Annotated in this window: 20 protein-coding genes; 9 read left to right on the plus strand and 11 right to left on the minus strand. The window is 67.7% G+C overall.

Annotation, left to right across the window (positions count from 1 at the left end):
* Positions 1-23: 23 nt before the first annotated feature.
* Both BM396_RS06590 and BM396_RS06595 read right to left on the minus strand, forming a co-directional pair.
* Positions 24-1,061, minus strand: coding sequence for a 2Fe-2S iron-sulfur cluster-binding protein (locus tag BM396_RS06590; protein WP_043382162.1), 1,038 nt, complete (start codon positions 1,059-1,061; stop codon positions 24-26).
* Between the two features lie 14 nt (positions 1,062-1,075).
* On the minus strand, positions 1,076-2,836 hold the full coding sequence (locus tag BM396_RS06595) for an ethylbenzene dehydrogenase-related protein (protein ID WP_043347635.1): 1,761 nt from the start codon (positions 2,834-2,836) through the stop codon (positions 1,076-1,078).
* An 847-nt stretch (positions 2,837-3,683) separates the two neighbouring features.
* Between BM396_RS06595 and BM396_RS06600 the strand changes: the two genes are divergently transcribed.
* Both BM396_RS06600 and BM396_RS06605 read left to right on the plus strand, forming a co-directional pair.
* Positions 3,684-5,282 (plus strand): porin, encoded by a 1,599-nt coding sequence (locus BM396_RS06600; RefSeq protein ID WP_043347634.1) that lies wholly within the window; start codon positions 3,684-3,686, stop codon positions 5,280-5,282.
* A gap of 719 nt (positions 5,283-6,001) precedes the next feature.
* Positions 6,002-6,295, plus strand: a complete 294-nt coding sequence (locus BM396_RS06605; protein WP_043347631.1) for a hypothetical protein — start codon at positions 6,002-6,004, stop codon at positions 6,293-6,295.
* 66 nt (positions 6,296-6,361) lie between these two features.
* On the opposite strand, the gene BM396_RS06610 is transcribed toward BM396_RS06605, so the two are convergent.
* The 4 genes from BM396_RS06610 to BM396_RS06625 form a co-directional block, all read right to left on the minus strand.
* On the minus strand, positions 6,362-7,747 hold the full coding sequence (locus tag BM396_RS06610; protein ID WP_043382161.1) for a sensor histidine kinase: 1,386 nt from the start codon (positions 7,745-7,747) through the stop codon (positions 6,362-6,364).
* The gene (locus BM396_RS06615) at positions 7,734-8,414 is read right to left on the minus strand and encodes a response regulator transcription factor (protein WP_043347627.1); all 681 of its coding nucleotides are present in this window, start codon (positions 8,412-8,414) and stop codon (positions 7,734-7,736) included. Before BM396_RS06615 ends, BM396_RS06610 begins: the two co-directional genes overlap by 14 nt.
* Positions 8,415-8,590: 176 nt before the next feature.
* A complete protein-coding gene (locus BM396_RS06620) occupies positions 8,591-9,976 on the minus strand; it encodes an efflux RND transporter periplasmic adaptor subunit (protein WP_081948650.1) in 1,386 nt (461 codons plus the stop codon).
* A complete protein-coding gene (locus BM396_RS06625; RefSeq protein ID WP_043382158.1) occupies positions 9,976-13,245 on the minus strand; it encodes an efflux RND transporter permease subunit in 3,270 nt (1,089 codons plus the stop codon). The genes BM396_RS06620 and BM396_RS06625 overlap by 1 nt, the downstream gene beginning before the upstream one ends.
* Before the next feature lie 1,068 nt (positions 13,246-14,313).
* Between BM396_RS06625 and BM396_RS06635 the strand changes: the two genes are divergently transcribed.
* Positions 14,314-14,565: a PilZ domain-containing protein gene (locus BM396_RS06635; RefSeq protein WP_043347619.1), complete on the plus strand. Its 252-nt coding sequence runs from the start codon at positions 14,314-14,316 to the stop codon at positions 14,563-14,565.
* 168 nt (positions 14,566-14,733) lie between these two features.
* Here BM396_RS06635 and BM396_RS06640 read toward each other — a convergent pair whose 3' ends face one another.
* Entirely contained in the window at positions 14,734-16,023 is a 1,290-nt protein-coding gene (locus BM396_RS06640; RefSeq protein ID WP_043382156.1) for a D-serine ammonia-lyase, read from the minus strand.
* A gap of 676 nt (positions 16,024-16,699) precedes the next feature.
* On the opposite strand from BM396_RS06640, the gene BM396_RS06650 reads away from it, so the two are divergent.
* Complete coding sequence (locus tag BM396_RS06650) at positions 16,700-16,888, plus strand: hypothetical protein (RefSeq protein WP_043382154.1); 189 nt, start codon at positions 16,700-16,702, stop codon at positions 16,886-16,888.
* 157 nt (positions 16,889-17,045) lie between these two features.
* Here the strand turns inward: BM396_RS06650 and BM396_RS32685 are convergent, their stop codons facing one another.
* The 3 genes from BM396_RS32685 to BM396_RS06665 all read right to left on the minus strand — a co-directional run bounded on the left by BM396_RS32685 (position 17,046) and on the right by BM396_RS06665 (position 19,257).
* On the minus strand, positions 17,046-17,204 hold the full coding sequence (locus tag BM396_RS32685; RefSeq protein WP_170867471.1) for a hypothetical protein: 159 nt from the start codon (positions 17,202-17,204) through the stop codon (positions 17,046-17,048).
* A gap of 396 nt (positions 17,205-17,600) precedes the next feature.
* Positions 17,601-18,095, minus strand: coding sequence for an HD domain-containing protein (locus BM396_RS06655; protein ID WP_043382283.1), 495 nt, complete (start codon positions 18,093-18,095; stop codon positions 17,601-17,603).
* A gap of 763 nt (positions 18,096-18,858) precedes the next feature.
* A complete protein-coding gene (locus tag BM396_RS06665) occupies positions 18,859-19,257 on the minus strand; it encodes a PRC-barrel domain-containing protein (protein WP_043382150.1) in 399 nt (132 codons plus the stop codon).
* A gap of 276 nt (positions 19,258-19,533) precedes the next feature.
* Here BM396_RS06665 and BM396_RS06670 point away from each other — a divergent pair, with 276 nt between their 5' ends.
* Entirely contained in the window at positions 19,534-20,421 is an 888-nt protein-coding gene (locus BM396_RS06670) for a DMT family transporter (protein WP_051976049.1), read from the plus strand.
* 17 nt (positions 20,422-20,438) lie between these two features.
* On the opposite strand, the gene BM396_RS06675 is transcribed toward BM396_RS06670, so the two are convergent.
* Positions 20,439-21,356, minus strand: coding sequence for a hypothetical protein (locus BM396_RS06675; RefSeq protein WP_043382147.1), 918 nt, complete (start codon positions 21,354-21,356; stop codon positions 20,439-20,441).
* 153 nt (positions 21,357-21,509) lie between these two features.
* Here BM396_RS06675 and BM396_RS06680 point away from each other — a divergent pair, with 153 nt between their 5' ends.
* From BM396_RS06680 to BM396_RS06695, 4 genes are all read left to right on the plus strand, one after another.
* The gene (locus BM396_RS06680) at positions 21,510-22,073 is read left to right on the plus strand and encodes a nitroreductase family protein (RefSeq protein WP_043382144.1); all 564 of its coding nucleotides are present in this window, start codon (positions 21,510-21,512) and stop codon (positions 22,071-22,073) included.
* A gap of 11 nt (positions 22,074-22,084) precedes the next feature.
* Positions 22,085-22,714, plus strand: coding sequence for a flavin reductase family protein (locus tag BM396_RS06685; protein WP_043349196.1), 630 nt, complete (start codon positions 22,085-22,087; stop codon positions 22,712-22,714).
* Between the two features lie 89 nt (positions 22,715-22,803).
* On the plus strand, positions 22,804-23,889 hold the full coding sequence (locus BM396_RS06690; RefSeq protein WP_043382142.1) for a lytic transglycosylase: 1,086 nt from the start codon (positions 22,804-22,806) through the stop codon (positions 23,887-23,889).
* Positions 23,886-25,394, plus strand: a complete 1,509-nt coding sequence (locus tag BM396_RS06695; RefSeq protein ID WP_043382140.1) for a DUF2336 domain-containing protein — start codon at positions 23,886-23,888, stop codon at positions 25,392-25,394. Before BM396_RS06690 ends, BM396_RS06695 begins: the two co-directional genes overlap by 4 nt.
* The last annotated feature ends 95 nt before the right edge of the window (positions 25,395-25,489 follow it).

A 25,489-nucleotide genomic window follows, 5' to 3' on the forward strand; every position in this document is an offset into this window, starting at 1 on the left:
TTGAAGATGTGGTTGACGATCTGCTAGGCGACCGGATCCGTTTTCGCGGTCCGATTACCTGCCACGCGCTGGAGAAAACGCTGGAGGAAGTTCGTGTCGGACGGCGGGCTCCGGTCCGGCTTGTGTGTGGCGGCGTAGAACGGATCAGCGTAGCAGGTCGCACCAGTCGCGGCCGCCAGGAACTGCACCGCCGCGACCATCTCGGGGGCGCCGGCGGCCAGAACCGTGTCGTCCCGCGTGAGCCTCGGCAGATGGAGGGTCGGCCGCCCGGCTCGGGCGTCGGAGGGTGGGTTGCGACCGCTGCACGTCAAGATCGTCGCCGCCCCCCGGTCGCGCAGCCATTCCAGGGCCGGACGCATGTAGAGATTCTGCGGCTCGCGCGTGCCGGCCACGACGAGCAGGTCGCGCTTCGGCTCGCGCAGGCGGCTCGCTCGGGCGACGGCCCAGGCGGGCGCAAAGCCGACGCCGGACGAAACGACGACGAGACGACCGCGCCCCAACCTGTGAAACGCGGCTCCGAACGGACCCTCGACCTTCACGGCGGTTCCCGGTCCGATCCGTCCGCCGAGCTGCGGCGACACCACGCCGTCGGGCTGCCGGCGGATCTGGAAGATCAATTCGTTCAGCTCGCCGGATCCGTCCATGCGGAGGGTCGGGCTGTAGTCGCGGGCGGGCAGGCCGGCGAAGGAGACGCGGAGGTACTGTCCCGGGAGATAGATCAGCCGCTTGCGCAACGCGACCGTGACCTCGACGATCTCGGCAGTGAGCTCGACCACGCTGTCCACGATGCCGGCCCGCCGCACGACGTCGGGAACCTCGTCGAACTCGATGGCGATGTCGGCGGTCAGACGCGCCCGGCACGCCAGGACGGTGTCGCCGATGCGGGTCCCGGCATCGTCCACCGAGCCGGAATGGATCCGGACCCGACAGGTGTCGCACTGGCCGGTGGCGCAATCGTGCGGGATCGCTTGGCCGGATGCCAGACCCGCGTCGAGGAGGGTCTGTCCGGCGCCGGCGCTGATGGGCCGGCCATTGACGACGAGGGAGACGCGATCGGTCATGCTGCGATCCCGCGTCAGCGCAGCAGGACTTCGACCGGCCGCATGTGCCGCGTGTGGCGGGTCTGCGTGTGATCGAAGGCCGAGACGTAGAGGAAGAACTTGCTGCCGGGCAGGAAATCGACATCGTACTTGCTGCCGGTCGCGATCTTGCGCGAGGCCACCAGGGTCCAATGGTCGTCAGCCCAGTCGGCCGCCGCCGAGATTCCGGCCCGATCGCCCGAATAGCCGTCGGTCATGAGTACACCCGGCATGACGGTCCCGACCGGTATCTCTGCGTCGCCGGCCGCCGAGTAGGCAACCGTCTCGGTCTTCTCGACCATCCACCACGCCGAGCCCGGCGCGGTACTGGCATCGAGGCCCAGATCGATCGTCCCGAGCCTGGCCACGGTGGCCCGCCAGTCCTTGGGCAGCCGCAGCGGCTCGACGGCGCCTTCGTAGCCACCGGGGCCCTCGAAGCGGAAATTGTAGCGGTACGTGCTTGTGCCGGGATCGCCCCAGTAGCCCGCCTGGTAGCGGCCCTTCACCGCCCGCTCCGCGGCGGTCGGCTCGGTGGGCGGCCCGATATGCATGTCCTCGACGACGCCCAGCATGCCGCCCCGGGCCGCCTTCCACTGCCACATGTCGATGTAGCTGCCGTCGGTGGTGTAGTGGTAGCCGCGGCCGTTCAGAGGCGCGGGGGCGTCCGGCAGGGGGCGGGCACCGAGATGGGTCGAGCCGCCGCTGCCGAAGGCATCGGAGCGCGAGAAGATTACGGCGAGCTTGTCTTCATAGTATCCGGTCACGTCCGCCTTGGCGGCGTCCGCGTCGAGGAGATGCCAGCCGTCGGCCTTCTTGATCATCGGCACGCGCTTCAGCGAGCGGGAGGGGTCCCACCATCGAAAAGCGAAGTAGACGTTCGCCCCATCGCGAACCGCGCGGATCTCCACGGTGGTCTCGCCGGTGCCGCCGAAATTGGCGCCTTGCATCGTCCGGACCGAAACCGGTCGGGCGGTGCGCCAGACGGGATCGTCGAGGAGCTTCGACAGGTCGGGCCCGACCGGAACCTTGTCGACCACGAGGGTGGAGCGACCCGTCAGATCTGCCCAGGCCAGCAAACCCACCACGGGCAGGCCGACGATTGCGGCCGCCAGCAAGGGCCGACGGCGGCGGGTCGCCCCGTCCGCCAGGGGCGCGGGGCGGAAGAGCCGCAGGAGCTGCCACAGCCCGCCATACATGAAATGCGCGAGGGTGTGGATGGCGATGTAGGCCAGCGCGCCCAGGGCGCAGGTGGCGTGCAGCCAGACGACCCAGCCGCCATAGCCGAGATAGAGCGCGATGCCGGTACCGGTCAGGACAAGGGTGACGGCATAGATCAGCCAGTGCAGGGCGACGTTGACGCCACCCCACCGCGCCTTCCGCGCCGCCTTGCTCCGGCCGCTAACGCGGAGCGCGCGGAGCCGGGACAGGCCATTGCGATCCGTGAGACGTCCGCGCACGAGGTAGACGACATAGGCCGTGATCGCGAAGAACAGCGTGAGACCAGCCACGAAGTGCACGGTCCAGACTTCGCCCTGCGGCAGAAACGGGGCCAGGAATTTCGCGGTGCGCGCCACAGGAGCGTCGGCCGAGATGCGCAGGCCCGTGAGCAGGCTCGCAACCATCGCGCCGGCGACGATCCAATGGATGACGATCGTGCCGGTATCGGAGCGGGGATGCCGGTCGAGGCGCACGCCCGGTTCGGACGGTGCCGCGGCGCCACGAGGCGGATGGGGCGCGAGGGTCAGCGGTTCCGACATTCGATCCTCCGCTCAATCGGCGCAATTTATCCGACCTGCGTTAGGACTTTGTAAATCATAGACCACACCCGGCGATATGGCCGAGCTTTCAAATCCGAGATTCCTCGCGGATATGCTTAACGGCGCCGTCCTGAGCGATCGACCGAATCCCCCGTGGCGAAACGGTCCGGCCATCGTGGTTCGGCGACCGATCGCATCGGCTGCGCCGTCGTTTCCATTCGGAGCCCGCTGATGCCCGCGGGCAATGGCCGGCGGATCCATGTCGCATCCTGCCGGCCTGCTCCGTCCGGCTTGTAGGGCGGGCCGGCCATCGAGCGAGATCGGCACGGCATTCGGTCCAATGCACGCTCAGGAGCGTCAGCGCCTCGCTCGGGAGCATGACCGCAGAGGCTTTCGGTCTCCCCGGACCGATGGGGCCGCCGGCGGGAACACGGGGTGCGGACGGCGATCCGTTTCGATGGCTGCGCGTGACATCGCGACGACGGACAGGCGCCGTGGCGCCGCCGCTCACCCGGACGATCGGCGATCCCGTCCGCGGCTTCCCCTTGAGCAGGACCTTGCCTGGCCGCGAAAACGTCGCAACCGCAAAGCCCCGCGCTTCGTCGTCGTTTCAAGATTCAGATACAAAACAAATTTTAGGAACCGAATTGAAGTTGAAAAATACAAGTCTAATTTATTTGTAAAATCATTACTTGATAGATACGGTCAAGCTGCCGATCGATAGGCCGGCCAAATCTCCAAAACACTGCGACGTCGCATCGTGCCGGTCATCCCGCACGCGCGTGAACGCGGATCATTGGGTTGACGCTGGCACCTCCATGGCCACGGCGTCGGATGCGGGGACACCATGACCAAAATCAAGGCGCTGTTACTGGGCTCTTCAGCTCTGATGCTTCCGATCGCAGGCGCACAAGCCGCAGATTTGCCGACCCTGAAGTCAGCGCCAGTCGAATTCGTGCGCGTTTGCAACGCGTACGGAGCGGGCTTTTTCTATATTCCCGGCACTGATACCTGCCTCCGCATATCCGGCAGGGCGCGGTATGACTTCCTGTATCAGACCAGCAAAGTCCGCACCGGCGGTGGCGGCGACCTGACCGGATATCTGGGCCTGATGCGGATCAACCTCGATGCGCGGACCCAGACCGATTACGGAACCCTGAGAGCCTTCCTGCGGGTCGACGTCGCCAACCGCAGCGGCCCGTTCCTGACCTCCGGATCCCGGCAGCGCGAGAGCCTGGCGATCGCCGGACTCGGCGCCGACGCGTTCGGGCGCACGCAAACCTACATCAACGCCGACAAGGCGTTCATTCAGTTCGCCGGCCTGACCGCGGGCCGCGCCTCCTCGTTCTTCGACTTCTATGCCCACGACTTCGAGCTGATCGGCGGAACGGCCGGATCCGACACGTTCAGCACGAACCTGCTCGCCTATTCGGCGACGCTCGGGAACGGCGTCACCCTGACGGCCTCCATGGAAGACCCGGTCTATCGCCGCTTCCCGATCTTCGGCACGGGGGCCGCTGTCGGCGCCTTCACGGCGGGCGGCGGGTTCGCGGGCTACAGCAACGCCTTCAACCCGTTCACGCCCGCGACCTTCCTCGCACCGATCGTGGTCGGTCCCGGCAACGTGGCTTTCGTCGATGTGACCCAGAAAAGCCGGATGCCCGACTTCATCGGCGTGGCACGCATCGATCAGGCCTGGGGATCCGCCCAGGTGTCGGCCGCCGTCCACGAGATCAATGCGGGCGATGCCGGAAGCACGGTGGGGGGCATCACCACGGCCACCACCGGTCTCGGCATATCGCCCACGGGACGCGCGTCGAACGCCTATGGATGGGCGGTCCAGGGCGGCCTGAAGGTCAATCTGCCGTTCATCGCGACGGGCGATACGCTGTACCTTCAGGGCGCCTACGGCCAGGGTGCCATCGCCTATACGGGCATCTCGAACTACACGGCTCCGTACGATGCCCTCGGCGCAGCGCCCGTGGGTGGCGGCTCGTTCGCCCAATACTACGCCGATGCGGTCCTCAACCCCACCACGGGCCGTCTCGAGCTGTCGACGTCATTTTCGGCCGTCGCGTCGATGCTCCACTACTGGTCACCGGCCTGGCGGTCGGCCTTCTTCGGAAGCTACGCTCAGATCGATTACAATTCGAAGGGCCGCAATGCCCTCGGCCTCCTGGGCTTCGGCTTCGCACCGGCCGGCGCCAGTGCCTCCAATGCCCTGGCCTTCGCCACAAGCCCTGTCCTGAGAGGAAACAACCAGATCATCACCGGCGCGAGCCTGATCTGGACTCCGGTGAAGGACCTGGATATCGGGGTCGAAGGTGAGTACATCCGCACCGCCCTCAACAATGGTGTGACGCCCGACATCTCGAAGAACGCGCTGCGCTACGTGAGTTCTCAGGACGCGGCCCAGTTCCGCTTCCGCGTGCAGCGGGACTTCTGAGCACCAGCGACGCGCGCAACCACTCACAACAAGAAATCCCGAGCCCAGCCATTCGGCTGGGCTTCTGTTTGACTGGAAGACGCTTGGAAATTTTCGCTTTTGTTCGGCAAATAAAACTTCTTTTAATTGATACTTCCGAGGAATGAGCTACAACCAATACAGCTCTTCGGCGGCTCGCTTCGCCTCCGGTCGAGCAGATGCTACGGTTTCAGATCGGCGGGCCCGGGTACCAGGGCAGGCCCGACCTGATCCAAAGCTTCAGACCCAAAAGACTCTGCCGACCGGGTAACCGGTCGGCTTTTTCATGTTCGACGCCGGCCGGCATCCAGGTGAGCGATCTCCTGCGCCATCTCCCGGGTCAAAGACCGGATTTTGCAGGCCTTCGAGCGCCACCCCGCACAGCGTCTCAAGCCGCACAGGCGTGTTGCGCAACCGTCGGGCGTTGTCGGCCCGAAAAGCCGTCGCTTCGTTCACCGAGCCAAATGCCAGCAAACCCCATGCAGAGGGCCGCGTCCGCGATCCCGACGCGGCGGGCTCGAACGCCGTTCGCGCTGCACTCCGCCTTCGCCAAGGTCAAAAATTCAAAAATCCTTTCAAGATTGAAGCCGAAACAAAGAGCGAAAGAATTATTCTGCAATAAAATATAGCATTTAAACCGTCTGTGCTGCATGTATTACTCACGTCGCCGGTTCGCGACAGAAAAAAGACGGGAGATTATCATGAAAAACATTGTCCTGGCCTGTTCCATGGGCGCCATGCTGATCGCGGCTCCGGCGTTCGCGCAGGATGGAGGTCCGTCGATCGATCCGAGCCTCATCATCCGGACAAACGGCAGCGGTCTCGACGCTTGGTCCGCCTCCGAGGGCAACGACAAAGCCGGCGGCATGTGGGAAGGCGCGACCGGCTACAGCGCGGCCGTTCAGCGGCCCGCCTCGATCGGGACGGTCCCGGCCAATCCTCAGTGGAGCCGCTACAACACCCGCGAGCGTCGACACGGGCGGTCGTCCTACTGAGACGCCGCATCGAAGGCTCCGCGCGCCCGGCGCTCCTCATGACGGGAGTGGCCGGGCGCGGCGGCGCTAGAGGGCGGGGGCGGGGACAAGGTCGATGGACGGCGTGTTCGCGACCGTGCGGGCCCATCGGAAGGTGACGCAGCAGCCGGCGCCGTCGCTGGCGATGTCGAAGGTGGCACTGTGGAGCCGCGCGATGGAATCGACCAAGCTCAGGCCGATCCCGAAGCCGCTCTTGTCGGTCTTCAAGGCACCGCGACGGTACCGCGCCCGCACCGCGCTGAGTTCGTCCGCCGGGATGCCGCAGCCGGTATCGACGACGCGGATGCCCGCCGGATGCTGGAGCAGCGTGACCGCGACCTCTCCGCCGGCCGGGGTGAACTTCAAGGCGTTGTCGATCAAGTTGCTCGCCGCCTCGAAGATCAGGCTGCGATCACCCTCCACGAGGCAGGGCCCGTCCGGCCGCTCCCAGCGCATCCGGATGCCGCGCTCCACGGCCAGCGGCTCGTAATACTCGACGGCGTCCTCGAGCAAACGCCCGAGATCGACCTCGGTGAAGCCCGATCGGCGCAGCCGGTCCTCCATCTCCGAAATCCGCAGCAGCGCCGAGAAGCGCACGACGATCGACTTGACCTCGGCAAGCACGTCCTCGTTGCAGGCCCGGAAGGCCTCGACGCTGTCGGCCTTGCGCAGCGACCGTTCCAGCGTGCCGACCACCCGTGTCAGCGGAGTCCGCAGGTCGTGGGCGATGTTCTCGTTGACACCCTTGATCTCCAGCATCAGCCGCTGAAGCTGATCCAGCATGTCGTTGACCACACGCGTGAGGTGCGCGAGGTCGGCCGAGACGCCGCGCGTCGGCAGTCGCTCGCTCAGATCGCCCCGCATGATGCGCTCCACCGCCTTGGTGATCGCATCGTTCTGCCGCAGGGAGCCGGCCCCGAAGACCACGGCGCCGATCAGACCGATGACGATGGTGGCGATCATGCCCCAGACGAAGGTCTCGACCAGCGCCTTTTCCAGGGTCTCCAGATCCTTGGCAGACCGGCTGACGAGGACATACTCGCCGCTCGGCAGCTCCGTGAGTTGGCTGAACAGCGCGCGGGTGCCGTGATCCGTCGGCTGTGACAGGATGAACGGCCGGCCAACCGGCGCCGTGACCGGGAATGGGATCGGTGCGCCGGCCCGGCGCGTCTGATCGGGCCCGAACAGTACCAGCGGGCGGCCGCCTTCGGCGAAATCCTCGGAGGCGTCGATCCGTTCGCGCAGCGCGCGCGGGGACAGCCCCAGAAGATGCTTCGACTCCCATCCCACCCATTCGAACGCGGCCTTGCGGCCGTAGCTGCGCGTGTCGACGTACAGGAAGGCCGACAGCGCGAGCGACGCCGTTCCGAAGGTCGCGAAGAACAGGCAGGCGACCCGGAAGCCGCTCGTGCGCCGGACTTCAAGCAGGCGCACGGAGGATGAAGCCTGTGTTGCGCACGGTATGGATGCGGGGGTTGAGCCCGTCGGGATCGAGTTTCTTCCGGATCTTGCCGATATGGACGTCGATGACGCTCGACTGGTGATTGAAGCTGTAGCCCCAGACGGATTCGAAGATCATTTTCCGGCTGACGAGGGTGCCGGCGTTCTGCATGAGGAACTCGATGATCGCGAACTCCTTGGGCAGGAGTTCGATCTCGCGCTCGGCGCAGTAGAGGACGCGGTCGATCAGATCGAGGCGGAGGTCGCCGACGACGAGTTCGTTGACCGCCTCGGCGGCCATCTTGCGGCGGGCCAGCGCGTCGACGCGGGCGGTGAGTTCGATGAACTCGAACGGCTTGGCGAGGTAGTCGTCGCCGCCGGCGCGCAGGCCGTCGACGCGCTCGTTGACGGCCGAGAGGGCGCTGAGGATCAGGACCGGCGTCGACACCTTGGCGGCGCGTAGCTTGGTCAGCAGCGACAGGCCGTCAATCTCCGGAAGCATCCGGTCCAGAACGATCACGTCAAATTTACCGTCGAGGGCCTTGCGTAATCCGATACTGCCGCTTGGGGCCTCGTCAACCTGAAATCCGTATTCCGCGAGTGCCGATCCGATCTCGGCCGCGACCCGCCGGTCGTCCTCTACCACCAATACGCTGGCCATCCGTTTTTCCTTCTTATTTTGTATTCGTCGGCTCTGCTTGGTCTCCTGCAGCTCGGAGGAGGTGCCGGAAATATCCTCTTCGGTTCCGGAGTCAAATGGGGACGGCTCGGGGCTATCGCTCTGCATCATCGGTTCGGCAAAGCTTACAGGTGAGCGCGGGATCTGAACCATGCGCCTCACTCCGCGCTCGCCTGCTCGGAGAGCTTGGCTGTGGGGATCCGGGAAGCGGTGGGGCCTTTCGGAGCGACCCGGCCGCCTTCCCGGAGGTCGGCAGGCGGATTGAGAACGACCGTTTCACCGCTGCTGAGGCCGCTGCGCAGCTCGAGGCGGGTGCCGAGATCCCGCGCGATCGTGATCGGCCGGAGATGCACAATGTCGTCCGTGCCGACCACGGCGACCTGCGTTCCGCCTGCGTCGAAGATGAGCGCCTCGGACGGGATGACCACGCGCGGGTGCATGCGCGGGACCTCGAAGGTCACGGCGACGTAGAGGCCCGGTCGCAACGTTCCCTCCGGATTGGCGACGTCCACCTCGGTGTCGAGCGTCCGGACCGAAGATTGGAGGGCGACCGAGCTGCGCGACACCGTGCCCGCGAAGGTGCGATCCGGCATCTGCGCAACCTGAACGCGCGCCTTCACGCCATCATGGATGCCCACCGCCGCCGATTGCGGCACCTGCACGGTCACGCGCAGGACATCGATGCTGTCGATCGAGAAGAGCGGCGTCCCGCTGCCGGCATCGCCCTGGACGAGGTCGCCGACGTCGACCTTGCGGGCGACGATGATGCCGTCGAAGGGCGCGACCACGTTCTCGAAGGTCGTCAGGGTGCGGAGCCGTTCGACGGTGGCCTGCTGCGCGGTGATGTTGGCCTCCGCGACCTTCACCTTCGCCTGCGCGGCGGCAAGGGAGGCCGTAGCTGTCAGCATGCCGGCGCGGGTCTGGTCGGCATTCTGCTTGGACGCCCAGCCCTGACCGGCCAGGGTCGCGGTGCGCGCGTCGGTGACGTTCGCCAGCGTCACGTTGGCTTTGGCCTGCTCCACGTCCGCCTGCGCCACCGCCAGTTGGGCCTTGAACTGACCAAGCTGGGCTTCGGCCTGCCGGGCCTGCTGATCCAGGTCTGGTGCGGCGATGCGGACGAGCAGATCGCCCTTCTTCACCCGCGAGCCGATATCGACCTTGCGTTCGGCGATGTAGCCGGTGGCACGGGCGAAGATATCGGCATGGTCGAACGCCTCGGTCTGCCCCGGCAGGGTCAGCCGCATGGGCCCGTCATCCACGGTCGCTGGGCCGGTGCGGACCCTAGGCACGAAGTCCACGGCCTCGGCCTGGGTCTCCAGCGACGCCTGATAGACGTCCCAATGGTGCCACGCGCCGAGCCCGAGGGCGCTGCCGAGGGCGAGGAACGCCACCAGGAAGGGCCGCTTGCGCGGCGGCGGTGGAGCGGCCTGGGCCAGGGTCTCCCCGGCCTCGTCCCGCCGCAGCGGATCGACCTCAAGCGCGTGCTGGTGCGCCCGCGCGGCAGGCTCGGCGTCGGCCTCGGGAGGGTCGGTGAAAGCGGTCATCAATAATCCTCGAGGGGCTTGATCGGCTTACGCCGGAGCAGGGTGTAGAGGAGGGGGACGAACAGCAGCGTCGACACGGTTCCCATCCCGATCCCGCCCATCACCGCGCGGGCGAGGGCGGCGTTCTGCTCGGCGCCTTCGCCGGCGCCGATCGCCATGGGGATCAGGCCCAGGAACATGGCGGACGCTGTCATCAGCACAGGCCGCAGGCGGGTATGCCCGGCCATGAGGGCGGCCTCGCGGGCCGAGCAGCCGGTGGCTTCCCGATGCTCCTTGGCGAAGGTGACGAGCAGGATCGAGTTCGCGCTCGCGACGCCGACCGACATGATCGCCCCGAACAGGGCCGGGATCGAGAACGCCGTGCTGGTGATGAACAGGCTCATCACGATGCCGCAGAAGGCGAGCGGAAGCGCCGCGATGACCACGAAGGGATCGACCCAGGTCTGGTAGTTCAGGACGAGCAGCAGGTAGACCGCCACCAGGGCGATGCCGAGCCCGAGCTCGATCCGCGAGAACGCGCTCTCCATGCTCTCGATCTGGCCGCGGACCAGGATCCTGTCCGGCGCCGGGAGCTGAGCCTGTTCGTCGGCGACGATCCGGTCGACGGCGGTGCGCACGCTGCCGAGATCGGCGTTCTGGACGTTGGCGAGGATGTCGAGGGTCGGCTGCTGGTTGACGTGGTTGATGACCGTCTGCTCCGGCTGCCGCTGCATCGTGGCGATGTTCGACAGCAGGATCGGAATGCCCGGCTTGTCCTGCCCGTTCGCATGGACGGAGACCGGCGTATTCATCAGCTGATGAATATCGGCGTTGCGCCATTCCGGCGTCTGGACCCAGAGCTGATAGGGCATCCCGGACTTCGGATCGGCCCAGAAGTTCGGGCTGACCTGGAATGAGCCGGAGAGCGAGACGTTCAGATTCTGAGCGATGGATTGTTCGCTGACCCCCATTTCGGACGCCAGCCTCCGGTCGACATTCACGTACATCTGCGGCGCGTCGACGATCTGGTGCAGGTGGACATCGACCGCGCCTCGGACCGCCGCGATGCGGCGGACGAGATCCCGCGCCACGGCCAAGTCCTTGTCGTCGTGACGTCCGGACACTTGAACGTCGATCTGAGCGACGGTTCCGAAGTTCAGGATCTGCGTGATGATGTCGGAGGGCTGGAAGTAGAAGATATCGTCCGGGAAGGCCTCGTGCAGAACCTTGCGCAGGCGCTTTTCATAGAAGGAAATCGGCTTGTGCTCGCCCTTCAAGTTGATCAGCATCTGACCGTCGTTGTAGGCGACGAAGGAGGCGTCCATGAACGCGAAATTGTAGTTCGATGCCGGAAGGCCGATATTGTCGAGGATGAGTCCGAGTTCGTCCTTCGGGACGACCTGCCTGACGACGTCCTCGACCTGCGCGAAGGTCTTTTCCGCCTGCTCGATCCGCTCGCCGGGCCGCGTGCGGATGTGCAGCGTCATCTGGCTGGATTCGATCTGCGGGAAATAATCCTGCCCGACGAAGGGAAAGATCGCCGCGGTCACCGCGAAGACGGCCATCACGCCGACCAGGGCGCGGGCCGGGTGGCTGATCACGGCGGAGAGCAGTCCAACATAGCCGGCGTGGAACCGCGCGAAGCCCCGCTCGAAGGCCGCCCGGAAGGCGAGGGCGCCGCGCACCGGATACCGCAACGCCCAGACGAGCGGCCGCACCGCGAAGCCGAGCACGCGCCCGAGGACCGAGCGGCGCCGGGGCGCCGCTGATTCTTCGGGCCCCGCCTCCGACCCGCCGTGATGCTGCGCGTATTCCGGGGCGACGAGGACGTCGATCAGGATCGCCACCAGCGTCCGAGACAGCAGGTACGAGGTCAGCATCGCGAAGACCACCGCCTCGGCCTGCGGGACGAAGAGGTAGCGGGGCGCATCGGTGAGGAAGAAGACCGCCGAGAAAGCCGAACAGATGGCCAGCGTCGAGATCAGGGCCGGCTTGGCGATGCCGGCGACGCCCTCGACCACGGAGCGCCTGAACGAGAAGCCCTCCTCGAACATCCGGTAGGTGTTCTCGATCGCCACGGTGGCATCGTCCACCAGGATACCCACCGCCAGGGCGAGGCCGCCCAGGGTCATCACGTTGATGGTCTGGCCCAGGGCGACCAGGATCGACAGAGAGGTGAGGATGCAGAGGGGGATCGAGACGAGCACCACGATGGTCGAGCGCCACGACCCCAGGAACAGCAGGATCGCGAGGCCTGTGAGGCCGGCCGCGATCACCGCTTCGCGCACCACGTCGGAGATGGCGTCCGAGACGAAGACCGACTGATCGAACAGCGGCGTGATCGTCATGCCCTTCGGCGCGGCCGCGTGGATGTCGGGCAGGGCGCCCTTGACGGCATTCACGACGTCCAGGGTCGAGGCCGCGCCGTTCTTGAGAACCTGCAGCAGGACCGAATGGTGCCCATCCGCGCGGACGATGTTGATCTGCGGCGGCGAACCGTCCCGGACATGGGCGACATCGCGCAGCAGAACCGGCTGGTTGTTCTCGACTTTGATGGGAATGCGGTTGAGCTGATCGACCAGCTGCGGACTCGAATTCAGGCGCACGGTGTATTGCTGCGTCCCGATCTTCGCGAGCCCGGAGGGCACCACGAGGTTCTGCTTGAGGACCGCGTTCAGGACATCGAGCGGCGTCATGCCGATCGCACGCAGCTTGGCGGGATCGAGATCGACCATGACCTGACGCGGTGCGCCGCCATAGGGCGACGGCAGCGTGGAGCCCGGCACCTCGGCGAGCCGCCGGCGGGTCCGGTACTGCGCGTAGTCGAAGACCTTGGTGAGCGGCAGCTTGGATGACGACAGCGCCATCTGGATGACCGGCACCGAGGAGGCGGAGAAGCGCATGATGACCGGGGGCTGCACGCCCGGCGGCATGCGCGAGCGGATCGCGTTCATGGCCGAGTCGACCTGGGTCATCGCCAGATCGATGCTGACCGCCGAATCAAAGTAGATCCGCTCGGTCACGGTGCCCTGGATCGAGGTCGATTCGATCCGCCTGATGTTGTTCACGTTACTCGACAGCGAGAACTCGCTGTAATTCGTGATCCGCTGGACCATGTCGGTGGCATCGAGGCCGTTGTAGGTCCACACCACGACCACAACCGGTATGTCGACGGCGGGAAGGACGTCCTTGGGGGCCACGGCAATGGAGCCGACGCCCGCGAGGAACATCAGGACGGCAAGAACATAGAAGCTCTTGCGAAACTTCAGGGCGAACCGGACGAGTTCCATGTGACCTGTCGGATCTTCCATCATGATCCGGCCCCCGTCCCGTGCGGCCGGGCCGCGGGAACATCGAGCAGATCACGCCTCGTTTTCAGAGAGAACACAGGGCGAATGCCCGGCGCGGAAGAGATATAGCTTTCGCTGAAACACTCTTCGAATGAATTCGACACGACAATCTAAAGCGGATTTCAAGAAATTAAAAACGCCCCAGCTCTCTTAAGGATCGCCGGGCTCCATACCGGCGATGTGCTGCGGCACCGGACGCCGATGGCGGCGCGCCGGTCGAAAATTAAAAGGTATTTTGGAAAAAAATTGTATTTTTACTGCCAGAAGACTTATTTAATTGCGTCTCTTGCACATCCTGCACGATCATTCTGGCGCCGCTCCGACCGATCCGGTGCCATTGCCGCGTATCGCGGGGCTGCCCGTGCCACGCGACCCGGGGTGCCGGGGTGGCTCCGATGTCTCGCGTGATCGAACCGCAGGGCCTCGTTTCGGCCGGGTTGCGGCCTGTGCGCTCACCCCGTGCCATGGCGGCGAGCGAATCTCTCGGACACCTGAGCGGCCCCCGTCACCGCCGCTCCGGGGCGGGATGAAGACGCCGATCGATCGGCGTCTGTGCTGATGATGTCAGGCTCGACGAGGAGTTAAGCCGGTGGTCGGACGATACCTGGGGCTCCTCATCCTGGCCTTGACGCTGCTGCGCTTGGTCGGGTCCGCGCGTGCGGAGAGCGAGATGGCGGCAGGGGGCGCGTTCATGAGCAGCTACACGTCGGATCCCTATTTCGATCCGCGGTCGCGATATTCTCAAGTGCATTCAGCCGGAGACATCCGCGGTCAGCCGATGTTGGCGGAACCCGGCGATGCGCCGGCGCCGTGCAGGCTCTTCGACAAGGCGTGCGCGGATGCCTTCGAACGCGCACGCCGGCACGCCTATCCTTCGACCTCTGCGTGCGTGAGGTCGGCGGCGGGCCGCAGCCGTCATGGCAGGCCCATTCCGGCAATTCGAATGAATCCGTGAAGACCTTTTTGAGCCCTCGCCACTAGCTTGACCCTGTTTGGGGTCGAGCTGTCATGATCGAAGAGCGTAGCGCCCGGCGCGTATCAGTCAACTTGCACGGACGTATCGCGGTCGCGGGTCACCCGACGATACCCTGTGTGGTCCATGACATGTCCCGCTGGGGCGTGCGCCTCCGGCTGGTCGGCACGGAGCGGGTTCCCGCTGAATTCCAGCTGACGATCGACGCCACCGAGAAGGTGATCGGTTGCGAGACGGTCTGGAAGAATGCCGACGAGATCGGGGCCCTGACCGATCTGATGGAATGATCGTCGCGTCTCGGGAGCGCGGCGAGGCGGCGGGCCGCGTCAGAGTGGTGGACGCCGTCTCTCTCGCGGCACCCTGGTCGGGGACGGAGAGCGTATCCACCCGGCACTGATCGTCGAGCCCTATTCGAAGGGGCGCGCGACGTCGGCATCCGCCCCGGGGAAGGCCCCTCAGCCGCGGGCGAGCGCCGCCTCGAACTCCTCGGCCGGGAGATGCGCACCACCGGTCGTCCAGATGACGTGGGTTGCGGCGGCGCGCGTCTCCGCCGGGATGGTCTGTGCAAAACGTCCCGCCGCCGCGAAGCCGGCCGCCGCGGAAGGCTCCAGGCGGATACCCGCCTCCGTCCAGAGGATCTTGAGCCAACGATACAACGCATCGTCGGGGACCGTGACCACGGCCCGGACAAGCTTCTCGAGGGTGCGAGCGACCAGCATGGACGCGGAGGCGACCGCCAGCCCGTCGGCGGCGGTGCGATTGTCGAGACCGACATCGTAGACGCTCACCGGCCGTTCGAGCCCCGCCGCGAGCTGAACCAGCATGCAGGGCGACGCCACGGGCTCGACGAAGACCGGATGCACGGAATCACCGAACAGCAGCTTCAGGCCGAAGGCGACACCACCCGGCGCGCCTCCGACGCCACAGGGCAGATGGACGAACAGGGGATGGGCCGGGCCAACCGGGATCCCGGCTGCAGCGAGCTGGCGCTCCAGGTCGAGGGCCGCGGCCGCATAGCCCAGGAACAGCTCGACCGAATCCTCGTCGTCGACAAAATGCGCGTCGCCGCGTCCGGAATAAGCGTTGCGCGCCGCCGCGACCGCCGCACCGTAATCGCCGCGATGCTCGACCACGCGGGCGCCGAGTTCCCGCAGGCGTTCCTTCTTCCAGGCCTTGGCATCGTGCGACATGTGAACTTCCACCGCGAAGCCGAGCGCCCGTCCCATCAGTCCGACGCTGAAGCCGAGATTGCCGGTGCTGCCGACCGCGATGATGTGGCGGCCAAACTGGTCGCGAAATTCCGGGTCCGCGAAGGCCGCATAGGATCGGCCCTCGGCGAGCAGTCCGGCCTGCGCGGCCAGCGCCTCGGCGTAGGCCAGGACCTCGTAGACGCCGCCGCGTGCCTTGATGCAGCCCGTCACCGGCAATGCATGGTCCGCCTTGACCAGCACACGGCCCCCCGCTCCACACAGGATGGTGTCGGACAAGCCGGCCGCCAGCGGGATCAGCGGCGAATCGATCCGGCCTGACACCTCCTGCGGGAAGAGGCGCGTCAGCAACGGTGCGAAGCGCTGCCAGCGTGCCACCGCACCGTCGACGTCGGCTTTGCCCAGCGCCAGATCCGGGAGGACGGACGCACTGTCGGCCACCGCCGGGTTGATCCAGATCGCCGGACAGGCCTGCATGACCGCGACGGGGATGCGGCCGACCCAGGGGCTGTTCTGCATCTCGACGATCCCTGCCATGGCGTTTTGGATCCCGCTCGCTTCGGGCCGGTCCGACCTGCGCGAGGGTCGGTGACGCGGCCGCATGTATCCGCCCGGACTGCTTATCAGAGCCACCTGCCGTTCGGCATGCCCATCGGGCGCATGGTGGGTCTGGCCGGCGATCCGTCCTTGCGCCCTCGTCGGGGCTGGCGCTGTCGCGGTGGCGGACATCCTGAGAAGGTCACCCAGACGCCGTCGCAGGGGGAGGCTTGTGTAATAGGGAGACGATCCCGACGGACGGGAACGCCACGCCGGCCCTCTGAACCGCGCCGTCGATGCCGTCGGCGATCGTTCCGGCCCCGCGACGCTCCCGACGGGACTGCCGCTCCCCTGAGCCGCGCGACGGTCACGCGATCCGTTTTCAGGTGTGCGGGAGCACTTCGGCCCGCAAAGCTTGAGCTTACATCGGGATCACACCGCGAAGACAGTCGCGGATCCGATGGAGACTTCCAATGACCCTCACTGCGCGTCTCACCCTTGCCGCCGCCGCCGCCGTCGCCACCATCGCGGTCCTGGCCGGAACCTACGTCGAAGTCCTCGATCGTGCCCTGCCGATGCACTTCGTCTGAGCATGCAGATGCGAACCGAATGAGCGCCGCATCCCGGGTCGACGCCGGGGAGCGGCGTCGTCCCGGGATGCGGCGGGAGGAGACCGATGCGCCAGATCCTGTGGTCCGTATTCGACGGCGCGCTTTGGGCTGCCGATACGCTCGATGACATCCTCGTCCAAGCCGCCCTGAGCTTCGGCGCAGTCGCCCCGTTCGTGGCTGAGCCTTCCGGCGATCCTCCCTTAACCACCGCCTCCGGCCCGGAGGGCTCCGCGGCCACATCGGACCGGGCATGACCGCAGATGTCTCGGACCGTCCATCGGTCGGCCCCGCTACGATCGCGGGCTGCCGGCGCGCGTACGCGCCGCCGCAATGAACGCCGGTTCGGCGCAAGAGGCGCCTTAGGACGAAGGCTTTGAGCCGCTCCTGATCGCGAGGCGATCGGGAACGGTTCTAGCGCTTCGGCGGGTTCGGTGCGGATTGATCGGTCTGCGGTTCCATCTTCGTGGCGTCGGGCTTCGTCGGTGTATTGTTCTGCGCCTGTTTGTCGTCGCAGGCCGCGAGGCCGATCAGCATGAATCCTACCAGCGAGAGACGACTGATCGACGGCATGGAATCTCCTTCTTGCAAATGCATGGAATGGGGCCGACAGCGTTCGGCGTTAGTGCCTGCGGAAGGCGCTGGCCCGGAGCCTGCGTCGTTCGGACCGGTGCTCCCGCCGCGTTGCGTCGGCGACGTCCACCGCGGCCAAAGCAGAGGGCAGCACCCGCAACCGATGCAATCCGGGGGACATTCATCAGTTCCGATTTGATCTCCCTCAGATGCCAGACGGTGCCGCCGGCAGCCCAGGTGGCGGGAAGCGCACCCCGACCGGCGAAGGCCAAGCCCGGCAGCCGGGACCTCACCCTTCAGCTTTCCGTCCACTCTGGGCGGCGGATCGCGGCGTCGCCGTTCAGCGGCACGGAGATGTCGGAAGCGGATCACAACGCGACCCGTTTGCCCCCGGCCTCAGCGCCCTGTGTATCCCACCACCGCCGCAGCCGACTTCAGACGCGCGAAGGCGTCGGCGTAGCGCTCGCGCAGGAAGGCGGCATCGGGCGGTATCCGAGAGGGACGAAGATTGTCCTCCGTATCGGACATCTTGATCAGCAGTGCCGCGAGATCACCCGATGCGATCAGGGCCGCAATCCGTTCCGAATAGGCGATCCGGCTGGCGGGCTTCGTGAGAAGCGTGACCGTTCTGATAATATCCGCCTCGAAACCGGCCGCCTGAAGATCTGTCGTCGTGCGTGACGTGTCCTCCAGCACATCGTGCAGGAGCGCCGCCTGCATCACTCGCATCGGGTCAATGTCGAGTCCGTCGCTGAGTCGGGCGTGACCGGCTCGGGCCAGGGCCGCGTTCGCAACGCGCTCCAGGTGCCGCATGCAGGGCTCGCCACACTTGTCGAGCTGACCGGCATGCGCGGTAAGGGCGAAGGTATGGGCATCGAAGATCGTCGGCACGCTGCCCTCTTGCGGCATCCACCGGACCGGATTGCCGTCGCTCCGGCTCCCAGCTCCGTGAAGTCCTTAACGCGCTGGGGTGTTCCCGACCGGCCCGCGTCAAAGAAGGCCGTGTCTTACCCGGGCCGTCGAAGCCGAGACGGTGCGGGTCCGGAAAATATCACGGATGCGCAGTCTTCGCGCGTCGGCCGAAAGTTATGACCGTTTGGACTATTGCCCAGCTCCTCGGAACTCGCCATCTCTTGTCTCTGTTCGGACAAGCGGCGAGTCGCACTTCAGGATTGAGCCCATGGCGTCCGTGACACTGGAGAAGCCGCTCGATGTCGGTGGGCCGCTCAGCCGGCGCGCCGCGGCTCTGGCCAACGTCCGATGGTTCCGTGCCCTGGCATGGCGGGCCCTTCGCGATGGAGGCCCGCGCGCCGAGTTGCGCGCCGCCAACGCACGGGCCGCCGCCCGGATCGTGCTTCGTCAGGCCAAACGCGACGCTTTGGTCGCCTGCTTGGCGCGTCAGGCTCTTGAAAGCCCCGGTGAACCGCTTCACCGAGCGCCTGATCGCCCCTCCCAGGGCGACACCGTCGCACCGTCGCGATAGCCTGTCACTCCGCCTCGTGCGGTCGGGATAGGAAGCACTGTCGTCGATCGTGTCATGGCGGCCCGGCGCTGCGTTATGCCTCGGCCGCCACGACGGGTCCCGCGATCGTTCCACCGCGAGACCCGAATGGTCGGCCGGGCGCTCTGCCCGGCCTCGTCTGAGATCTGGATCTCAGCGCTTGAACTTGCCGTCGTACTTGAATTCCGGCGCAGCCTTGAGCTGATCCTTGGAGGCTCCGATGACGGCCTTCCACTTCTTCGCGTCGGCGTCGTAGCCGATGGCGATCGAGCTCGGCGAAACCGCCACGTAGTGCTCGCCCATGCCGAGGAAGCCGCCCACCGAGACGATGTAGCCGACAAGCTTGTCGTGATTGATGGCCAGATCCTTGATCTCGCCCACCGTGTTGTTCTGCGCGTCGGTGACGTTGAGACCGATCAGGTTGTAGCTGAGCACGGCGTCCTGCGGGACAGCCTCGAATTTCGGCGCCACCGTCGCGGGCGCCTCGTTGGCGGCGAAGGCGGGACCGGCGAGTGTGGCGGCGGCGAGGGCTGTAAGGACGAGGCGGCGCATGAATAACTCCAGTGTCCCGGTATGGGTGGCTGGAAATGGACGATGACGCCGCATCGTTCCGCCCCCGCACGGAAATGTTAATGCGCGGAACATGGAGCCCTCGCGAGGTGCCCGCGCGGTCCGCGGATACCTGGTCGTGAGTCGCCCGTCGAACCCCTTGCGCAACTGTACTGACGCGTGACCGGGACAGAATGCCCGGCGGCGGCGGGATCGTTCCTGGCCCACCGGTGCCCGTCGCGGCAAGCGAAGGCCGACGTGGGTTTGCGGGAGACATGCATGGCAGACGCCTCGCTCGATCGGGCGCGGAGGTCGGCACCGGGCGCCTGGATGGATGGTCTCGTCGGGATCACCATCTTCAGCGCCTCGCTGGTCGCGACCCGGCTCGCCCTGACCGGCATGGACGCCCTGTTCCTCAGTGCGGCACGGGCGGCGCTCGCCGGCCTCGCCGGTGCGGCGGCCCTTCTGGCCCTGCGCCAAGCGCGCCCGCGCCGGGCCGACGTTCCGGCGCTCGCCATCGTGGCCGCGGGGGTCGTGGTCGGGTTTCCGCTGCTTACCGCCCTGGCCTTGCAGACCGTCGGTGCCGCGCATGGAACGGTGTTCCTCGGCCTGCTGCCCCTGGTCACCGCGCTGTTCGGTGCGCTGCGCTCGGGCGAACGGCCATCGCCCGTCTTCTGGTTGTTTTCGCTCACCGGTGCGCTCGTCACGGTCGCCTTCGCCGCGCGCGGCCTCGATGGACCGCCCGGTCCCGGGGATGGTTTCATGCTCGCGGCGATCGTGCTCTGCGGGCTCGGCTACGCCGAAGGCGGCGTCCTGGCGCGCCGGCTCGGCGGATGGCAGGTGATCGCCTGGGCCACGGTCCTGTCTCTGCCGGTGAGCGTGCCGCTGGCCCTGGCCCTCTGTCCGGCCGAGCCCGGCACGATCCCGCTGCCGGCCTGGGCGGGCCTCGCCTACGTGGCGCTGTTCAGCATGCTGATCGGCTTCGTGTTCTGGTATCGGGCCCTGGCGCGCGGCGGCATCGCGGCGGTCGGCCAGCTCCAGTTGCTGCAGCCGTTCCTGGGCCTCGGCGTCGCCGCGCTGGTCCTCGGCGAGCGGATCGAGCCCGCCATGATCGGCGCCGCTCTGGCCGTGGCCGCCTGCGTAGCCCTGGCCCGGCGCTTCGCCTGAAAGCCGATCCGGCGCTCTCAGCCCGACTTGGCCACGACCTCGATGTCGCGGTCGAGGCCGCTCTCGACCTTGAATTCCCGCGTGTAGACCTGCCCGTCATGGCGCGCGATCAGGACGTAATCGCCCTCGGCGAGGGTCACCTGCGGGAACGCCCCGATGGCCTCGCGGATCGTGTCGCCGCCGGGGGTGAGAACCGAGAAGGCGGTGCCCGCGAAGGCCTCGGCCCCGGGAGCGGCCACGAGTTTCAGCGTGACGGTGGCGGCGCGGTGGTTGAGGGTCGCTTCCGTCACCTTGCCGTTCTCGACCCGGAGGTCTGCGCGCTGAATCGCGTTCGACTCACCATAGGTCGAGACCACGTGATACGTGCCCTCGGGAAGGCGCAGCAATTCGCCGGTCTTGATCCCGGAGCGGACGAGGCGGCCCTCGGAATTGGTCCCCACCGGCACGAAGACCGAGAACATCACTTGGCCGGGCGGGATCTTCTGGTCACCCACGGCGCCCGCAAGCTTCAGGGCGCCGGCGGCCACCCGCAGCGTATCGGTGGTCGGCTGGCCACCCATCACGAGCCGCTTCGAGGCGCTGGCGAAACCGTAGGTCACGGTCGCCACATAGGTGCCCGGGGCGAGGTTGAAATGCGGCTCCGCCTCGTTGGAACGGGCGACGATCGCGGGGCGGGTGCCGTCGCCCCGGTCCTCGTAGATGCGCCATGCCAGCCCCTGGCGCAGGGGTGTGCCCGGCCCGGACAGAAGCGCCGACAGGGACAGCTGCGCCTCCGGCTCGGCCGCCGGCAGGGATGGCGGCAGGTTCGGCGTGGTGATCGACGGCGAGGGGAGGGCGCCGCCGAGCCGGTTCTGGAACGGGTTCTGCTGGGCGGATGCGGGCAGCAGGCCGGCAGCGAGAATCGCCAGCGCCGTCGCGGCAAGCCTCATGCGCATCGGTCGGCCTCTCTCAACCCTTTGCCCCAGCTCGGACGCCGGATCGTCCGGGGCTGCCTGTGCCTCCGGACCATGGCGGTGGCAAGGCCGCACTTCCACCGGAGGCCCGCGCATGCCACATCCCCCACGGGACGCGATACCGGGACGGAGCGCATGACCGCCACCCTCGATCTCCTGAAGACCCGACGTTCGGTGCCGCCGCCGCTGCTGGACGAGCCGGGCCCGGATCGCGCGCAGCTGGAGGCGATCCTGACCGCGGCCTCCCGCGTGCCCGACCACGGCAAGCTCGCGCCCTGGCGCTTCATCGTGATCGGCGGGGAGGCGCGGTCGCGGGCGGGCGAGATCATTGAGTCGACCTTCGCGGCGGACAATCCGGACGCCTCGCCGGAGCGGCTCGCGCAGGAGCGGGCGCGCCTGACCCACGCGCCGGTGGTCGTCGCGGTGGTCTCGCGAGCCGGGCCGCATGTGAAGATCCCGGAATGGGAGCAGGTGCTCTCCGCCGGTGCCGCCACCATGAACCTCGTGATCGCGGCGAATGCCGCCGGTTTCGCGACCTCCTGGCTGACGGAATGGTTCGCCTACGACCGTCGCGTCCTCGACGCACTGGGCTTGGCGCCGGCCGAGAAACTGGCGGGCTTCGTCCATATCGGCCGGGCGCGCGAGGTGCCCTCCGACCGGCCGCGGCCGGCGCTCGACGACATCGTCACCTATCTCTGAAGGGACCGGCCGTGCATTACGATCTCGCGCTGCCTCGGGAGGCGCGCGCCCTCCCGCACAATCCGCTCAAGGCCATCGTCGCGCCCCGGCCGATCGGCTGGATCAGCGCCATGAACCGTGCGGGCGCGGTGAACCTCGCGCCCTACTCGTTCTTCAACGCCGTGGCCGACAACATGGTCGCGTTCTCCTCCACGGGCCGCAAGGACGCGATGACCTTCGCCGAGGAGGGGCAGGAATTCGTCTGCAGTCTCGCGACCTGGGATCTGCGCGATGGGATGAACGATTCCTCGGCGCCGCTGCCGCGCGGAACGAGCGAGTTCGCCTTCGCCAAGCTGGAGACCGCGCCCTCGCACAAGGTTCGCCCACCGCGGGTGGCCGCCTCGCCGGCGGCGTTGGAATGCCGCTGGTTGCAGACCGTGCCGCTGGTCCCCCTCGAGGGCGGCGAGGCCGAGAATTTCCTGGTGATCGGCCAAGTCGTGTCGATCTATATCGATCCACGCTACGTGGTCGACGGCATGGTCGATACCGCGGCGATGCATCCGATCATGCGTGGCGGATACTTCGACTACTTTCACGTCACGGCCGACACCCGGTTCCAGATGCGCCGGCCGAAGGGCGCCGGGGAGTTCACCGGGTCCTGAAACAGGATCGGGCCGCGCACCGTCGATTGAGGACTTGTTTACCATAGCGGGCGCAGGTTCGGACGGTCCCCACTCCCGTGCGCGCCCGGATGTTCCTGTTCACCACGCCGTCGAGCCCACCGGAGAGCCCGCCGCCCCAGGCGCGGTCCCTGCCGGCCGCGCCCGCCTCGGGTCCGGTCGTCCAGGCGATCCGTGACGGAGCGACGGCGAGCGGCGTCGGCTTCGACTATCTCCTCGCCACGGCGCGGCGTGAATCGGCCCTCGATCCCGCCGCCAAGGCGGGGACCTCCTCCGCCACCGGGCTGTTCCAGTTCATCGAGCAGACTTGGCTCGGCGTGATGAAGAATGCCGGGCCGCGGCTCGGTCTGCAGGCCCAGGCCGAAGCCATCACCCGACAGTCGGACGGGACCTATACGGTCCCCGACGCGAGCCAGCGGCAGGCGATCCTCGACCTGCGCCGCGATCCCAAGATTTCCGCCACGCTGGCCGGCGCCCTGACCCAGCAGAATGCGGACGCCCTGACGAGCGCCCTCGGCCGCGAGCCGACCGCAGGCGACCTCTATGCGGCGCATGTGCTGGGCGCGAAGGGTGCCGCGGCCCTGATCTCGACGGCCCGCGCCTTCCCGGAGCGCGCCGCCGCCCTCGACCTGCCGGAGGCGGCCGCCGCGAACCGGGCTCTGTTCTACGACCGCGCCGGACGGCCGCGCAGCGCTGCCGAACTGTATGCCAGCCTCTCGGCGGCCGCACAGGGCGCGGCCGCCACCGACCTGACCGGCCTGCGCCAGGATAACGCCGCCGCGCCGCAGGCCGTGTCGGCCTATGCCAGTGCAGCGACCGCGTTCGGCGGGAGCTCGGATCTGCGCAGCCTGTTCCAGACGGACCAGCGCGGTGCGGCGTCGGATGCCGCGGCGCGGCTCTGGCAGTCCCGCAACACCGCCGCGCCGACGCAGCACCCGGCGCCGACCTACTTCCCGCGCTCCGATTCGGAGCCGCCGTCGCGCGTCGCCGACGCGGAGCCTGCCGTCACGGGCGCACTTCCCGAGCCGGCGGCGACGCTCGCGGGCGCACCTCTTCTCAATCCGCCGCTGCCGCCCCGCCGACCCGCGGACCTTGCGGTCGCAGTGCCCATGCCCGGCGACAGGACCAGCCTGTTCGCCCCCCGGAGCGGTCGATGATCATCCGCGACTTCCTGGCCTGGACGCAGAATGCTTCGGCCGGAGGCCGGGCCGAGGCGACCGCGTCTCTGGCGCGGGCCTACCTGTACGGGGATCTCAACGCCGACGAGGCCTGGGAGGCCAAGACGGCGCTGCTCGCGCTCTTGGACGATCCATCGCCGCTGGTACGCCGGGCGCTCGCCGAGACCTGCGCGGCCTCGGCACGGGCCCCGCGTCCCCTCGTGGTCGCCCTCTCCTGCGATGTGCCGGAGGTGGCGCGGCTGGTCCTGGCCCGATCCCCGGTCCTCACCGATGCCGATCTCGTGGACGCCGCGGCCCTCGGCGATGAGGCGACCCGCGCGGTGATCGCCGCCCGGCACCACCTGTCGCATGCGGTCTCGGGCGCCCTGGCCGAGATCGGCGAGACGGACACGCTGGTCGTTCTGGCGGCCAATCCGACGGCGAAGATCACCGCGGGCCGGTTGCTGCGCATGATCGAGCGGCGGGGAGACGAGGCGTCCCTGCGCGAGGCGCTGCTTGCCCGGGCCGACCTGCCGCCCGAGGTGCGCCATGCCCTCGGGATCGCGGTGGCACAGGCTCTCTCCGGGTTCGTCACGGACCGGGGCTGGCTCAGCGCCGAGCGTTGCGGCCGGATGAGCCGCGAGGCCGGCGAGCGCGTGGCCCTCGAGGCCTGCGAAGGACGGGGTGCGGCTGCGGTGTCGCGCCTCGTGACCCATCTGCGCACGACTAGGCAGCTGACGGCAGGGCTCGTTCTCCGAGCCGTGCTCTCCGGCCGGATCGACTTCGCCCTGGCCGCCCTGGCCGACCTCTCGGGTCAGGATCATGCCGCGATCGTCCGGGCCATGCGCGACCCGCGCCAGTTCGCGGACCTGCATGCCAGAGCCGGCCTTCCCGAACCGCTCCTGCCGGCGCTGCAGGCGGCGCTCTCCGCCTGGCAGGACCTCGCCGGCCGGGCGCTCCCCGCCCGGGGAACCGGTCTGTCGCGGCGGATCATCGAATGCGCCATCGAGGCCTGCGGCGATCTCTCGGATCCGCACATGCATCCGGTCATCACCCTGCTGACCCGCTACGAGGCCGAGGCCGCCCGGGACGAGGCCCGCGAGGCGGCCCGCACCATTGCCGCACAGGCGCTCGCCCGGGAAACGGCCCGCCGGGAGACCGAAGCCGCCGACGCCGCGTGGCGTGCTGCCTTGGAAAGCCAGCGCCGGACCGCCTTCGTGGCCGAGGCCGGTCCTGACGAAACCGTCATCGTCACAGCCGTTGCCAACGTGCCGGCTGTGGCCGAGCCGCTCAATCCCGTGGGGGCGATCCTCGACGCGTTGCCGGAGCAGATCCTGGCTTGGTACCGCACCGAGGAACTGGACCCGGCCACACAGGCCGCGACCGATCGGGTGCTCGACGGCCTCGGTGACAGCCTCCTCGACCATTTCCGCGCCAGCCAGGGTCGCGCCGAGCCGGATTCGGAGGAGGCGACCAGCGATCAGGCCGCGCGCATCGCCGCCTGATCGGACGACAGCGCCCGGCCTGGCCGTCGCCGCCTCGTCCTGGGCAAGCGCAGCGGCGGGCGGCACCGCTGCGCCTGGATCGCTCCGCACGGGAA

The organism is Methylobacterium sp. UNCCL125 (assembly GCF_900116795.1).
GTDB lineage: Bacteria > Pseudomonadota > Alphaproteobacteria > Rhizobiales > Beijerinckiaceae > Methylobacterium > Methylobacterium fujisawaense.

Bases quoted from the DNA above. Each gene is read 5' to 3' on its own strand.
- BM396_RS06695 (WP_043382140.1), top strand. From the start codon at position 23,886: ATGATCATCCGCGACTTCCTGGCCTGGACGCAGAATGCTTCGGCCGGA.
- BM396_RS06625 (WP_043382158.1), bottom strand. From the start codon at position 13,245: ATGGAACTCGTCCGGTTCGCCCTGAAGTTTCGCAAGAGCTTCTATGTT.
- BM396_RS06690 (WP_043382142.1), top strand. From the start codon at position 22,804: ATGTTCCTGTTCACCACGCCGTCGAGCCCACCGGAGAGCCCGCCGCCC.
- BM396_RS06590 (WP_043382162.1), bottom strand. From the start codon at position 1,061: ATGACCGATCGCGTCTCCCTCGTCGTCAATGGCCGGCCCATCAGCGCC.
- BM396_RS06640 (WP_043382156.1), bottom strand. From the start codon at position 16,023: ATGGCAGGGATCGTCGAGATGCAGAACAGCCCCTGGGTCGGCCGCATC.
- BM396_RS06675 (WP_043382147.1), bottom strand. From the start codon at position 21,356: ATGCGCATGAGGCTTGCCGCGACGGCGCTGGCGATTCTCGCTGCCGGC.
- BM396_RS06670 (WP_051976049.1), top strand. From the start codon at position 19,534: ATGGCAGACGCCTCGCTCGATCGGGCGCGGAGGTCGGCACCGGGCGCC.
- BM396_RS32685 (WP_170867471.1), bottom strand. From the start codon at position 17,204: ATGCCGTCGATCAGTCGTCTCTCGCTGGTAGGATTCATGCTGATCGGC.
- BM396_RS06615 (WP_043347627.1), bottom strand. From the start codon at position 8,414: ATGGCCAGCGTATTGGTGGTAGAGGACGACCGGCGGGTCGCGGCCGAG.
- BM396_RS06595 (WP_043347635.1), bottom strand. From the start codon at position 2,836: ATGTCGGAACCGCTGACCCTCGCGCCCCATCCGCCTCGTGGCGCCGCG.
- BM396_RS06650 (WP_043382154.1), top strand. From the start codon at position 16,700: ATGCGCCAGATCCTGTGGTCCGTATTCGACGGCGCGCTTTGGGCTGCC.
- BM396_RS06635 (WP_043347619.1), top strand. From the start codon at position 14,314: ATGATCGAAGAGCGTAGCGCCCGGCGCGTATCAGTCAACTTGCACGGA.
- BM396_RS06680 (WP_043382144.1), top strand. From the start codon at position 21,510: ATGACCGCCACCCTCGATCTCCTGAAGACCCGACGTTCGGTGCCGCCG.
- BM396_RS06600 (WP_043347634.1), top strand. From the start codon at position 3,684: ATGACCAAAATCAAGGCGCTGTTACTGGGCTCTTCAGCTCTGATGCTT.
- BM396_RS06605 (WP_043347631.1), top strand. From the start codon at position 6,002: ATGAAAAACATTGTCCTGGCCTGTTCCATGGGCGCCATGCTGATCGCG.
- BM396_RS06665 (WP_043382150.1), bottom strand. From the start codon at position 19,257: ATGCGCCGCCTCGTCCTTACAGCCCTCGCCGCCGCCACACTCGCCGGT.
- BM396_RS06620 (WP_081948650.1), bottom strand. From the start codon at position 9,976: ATGACCGCTTTCACCGACCCTCCCGAGGCCGACGCCGAGCCTGCCGCG.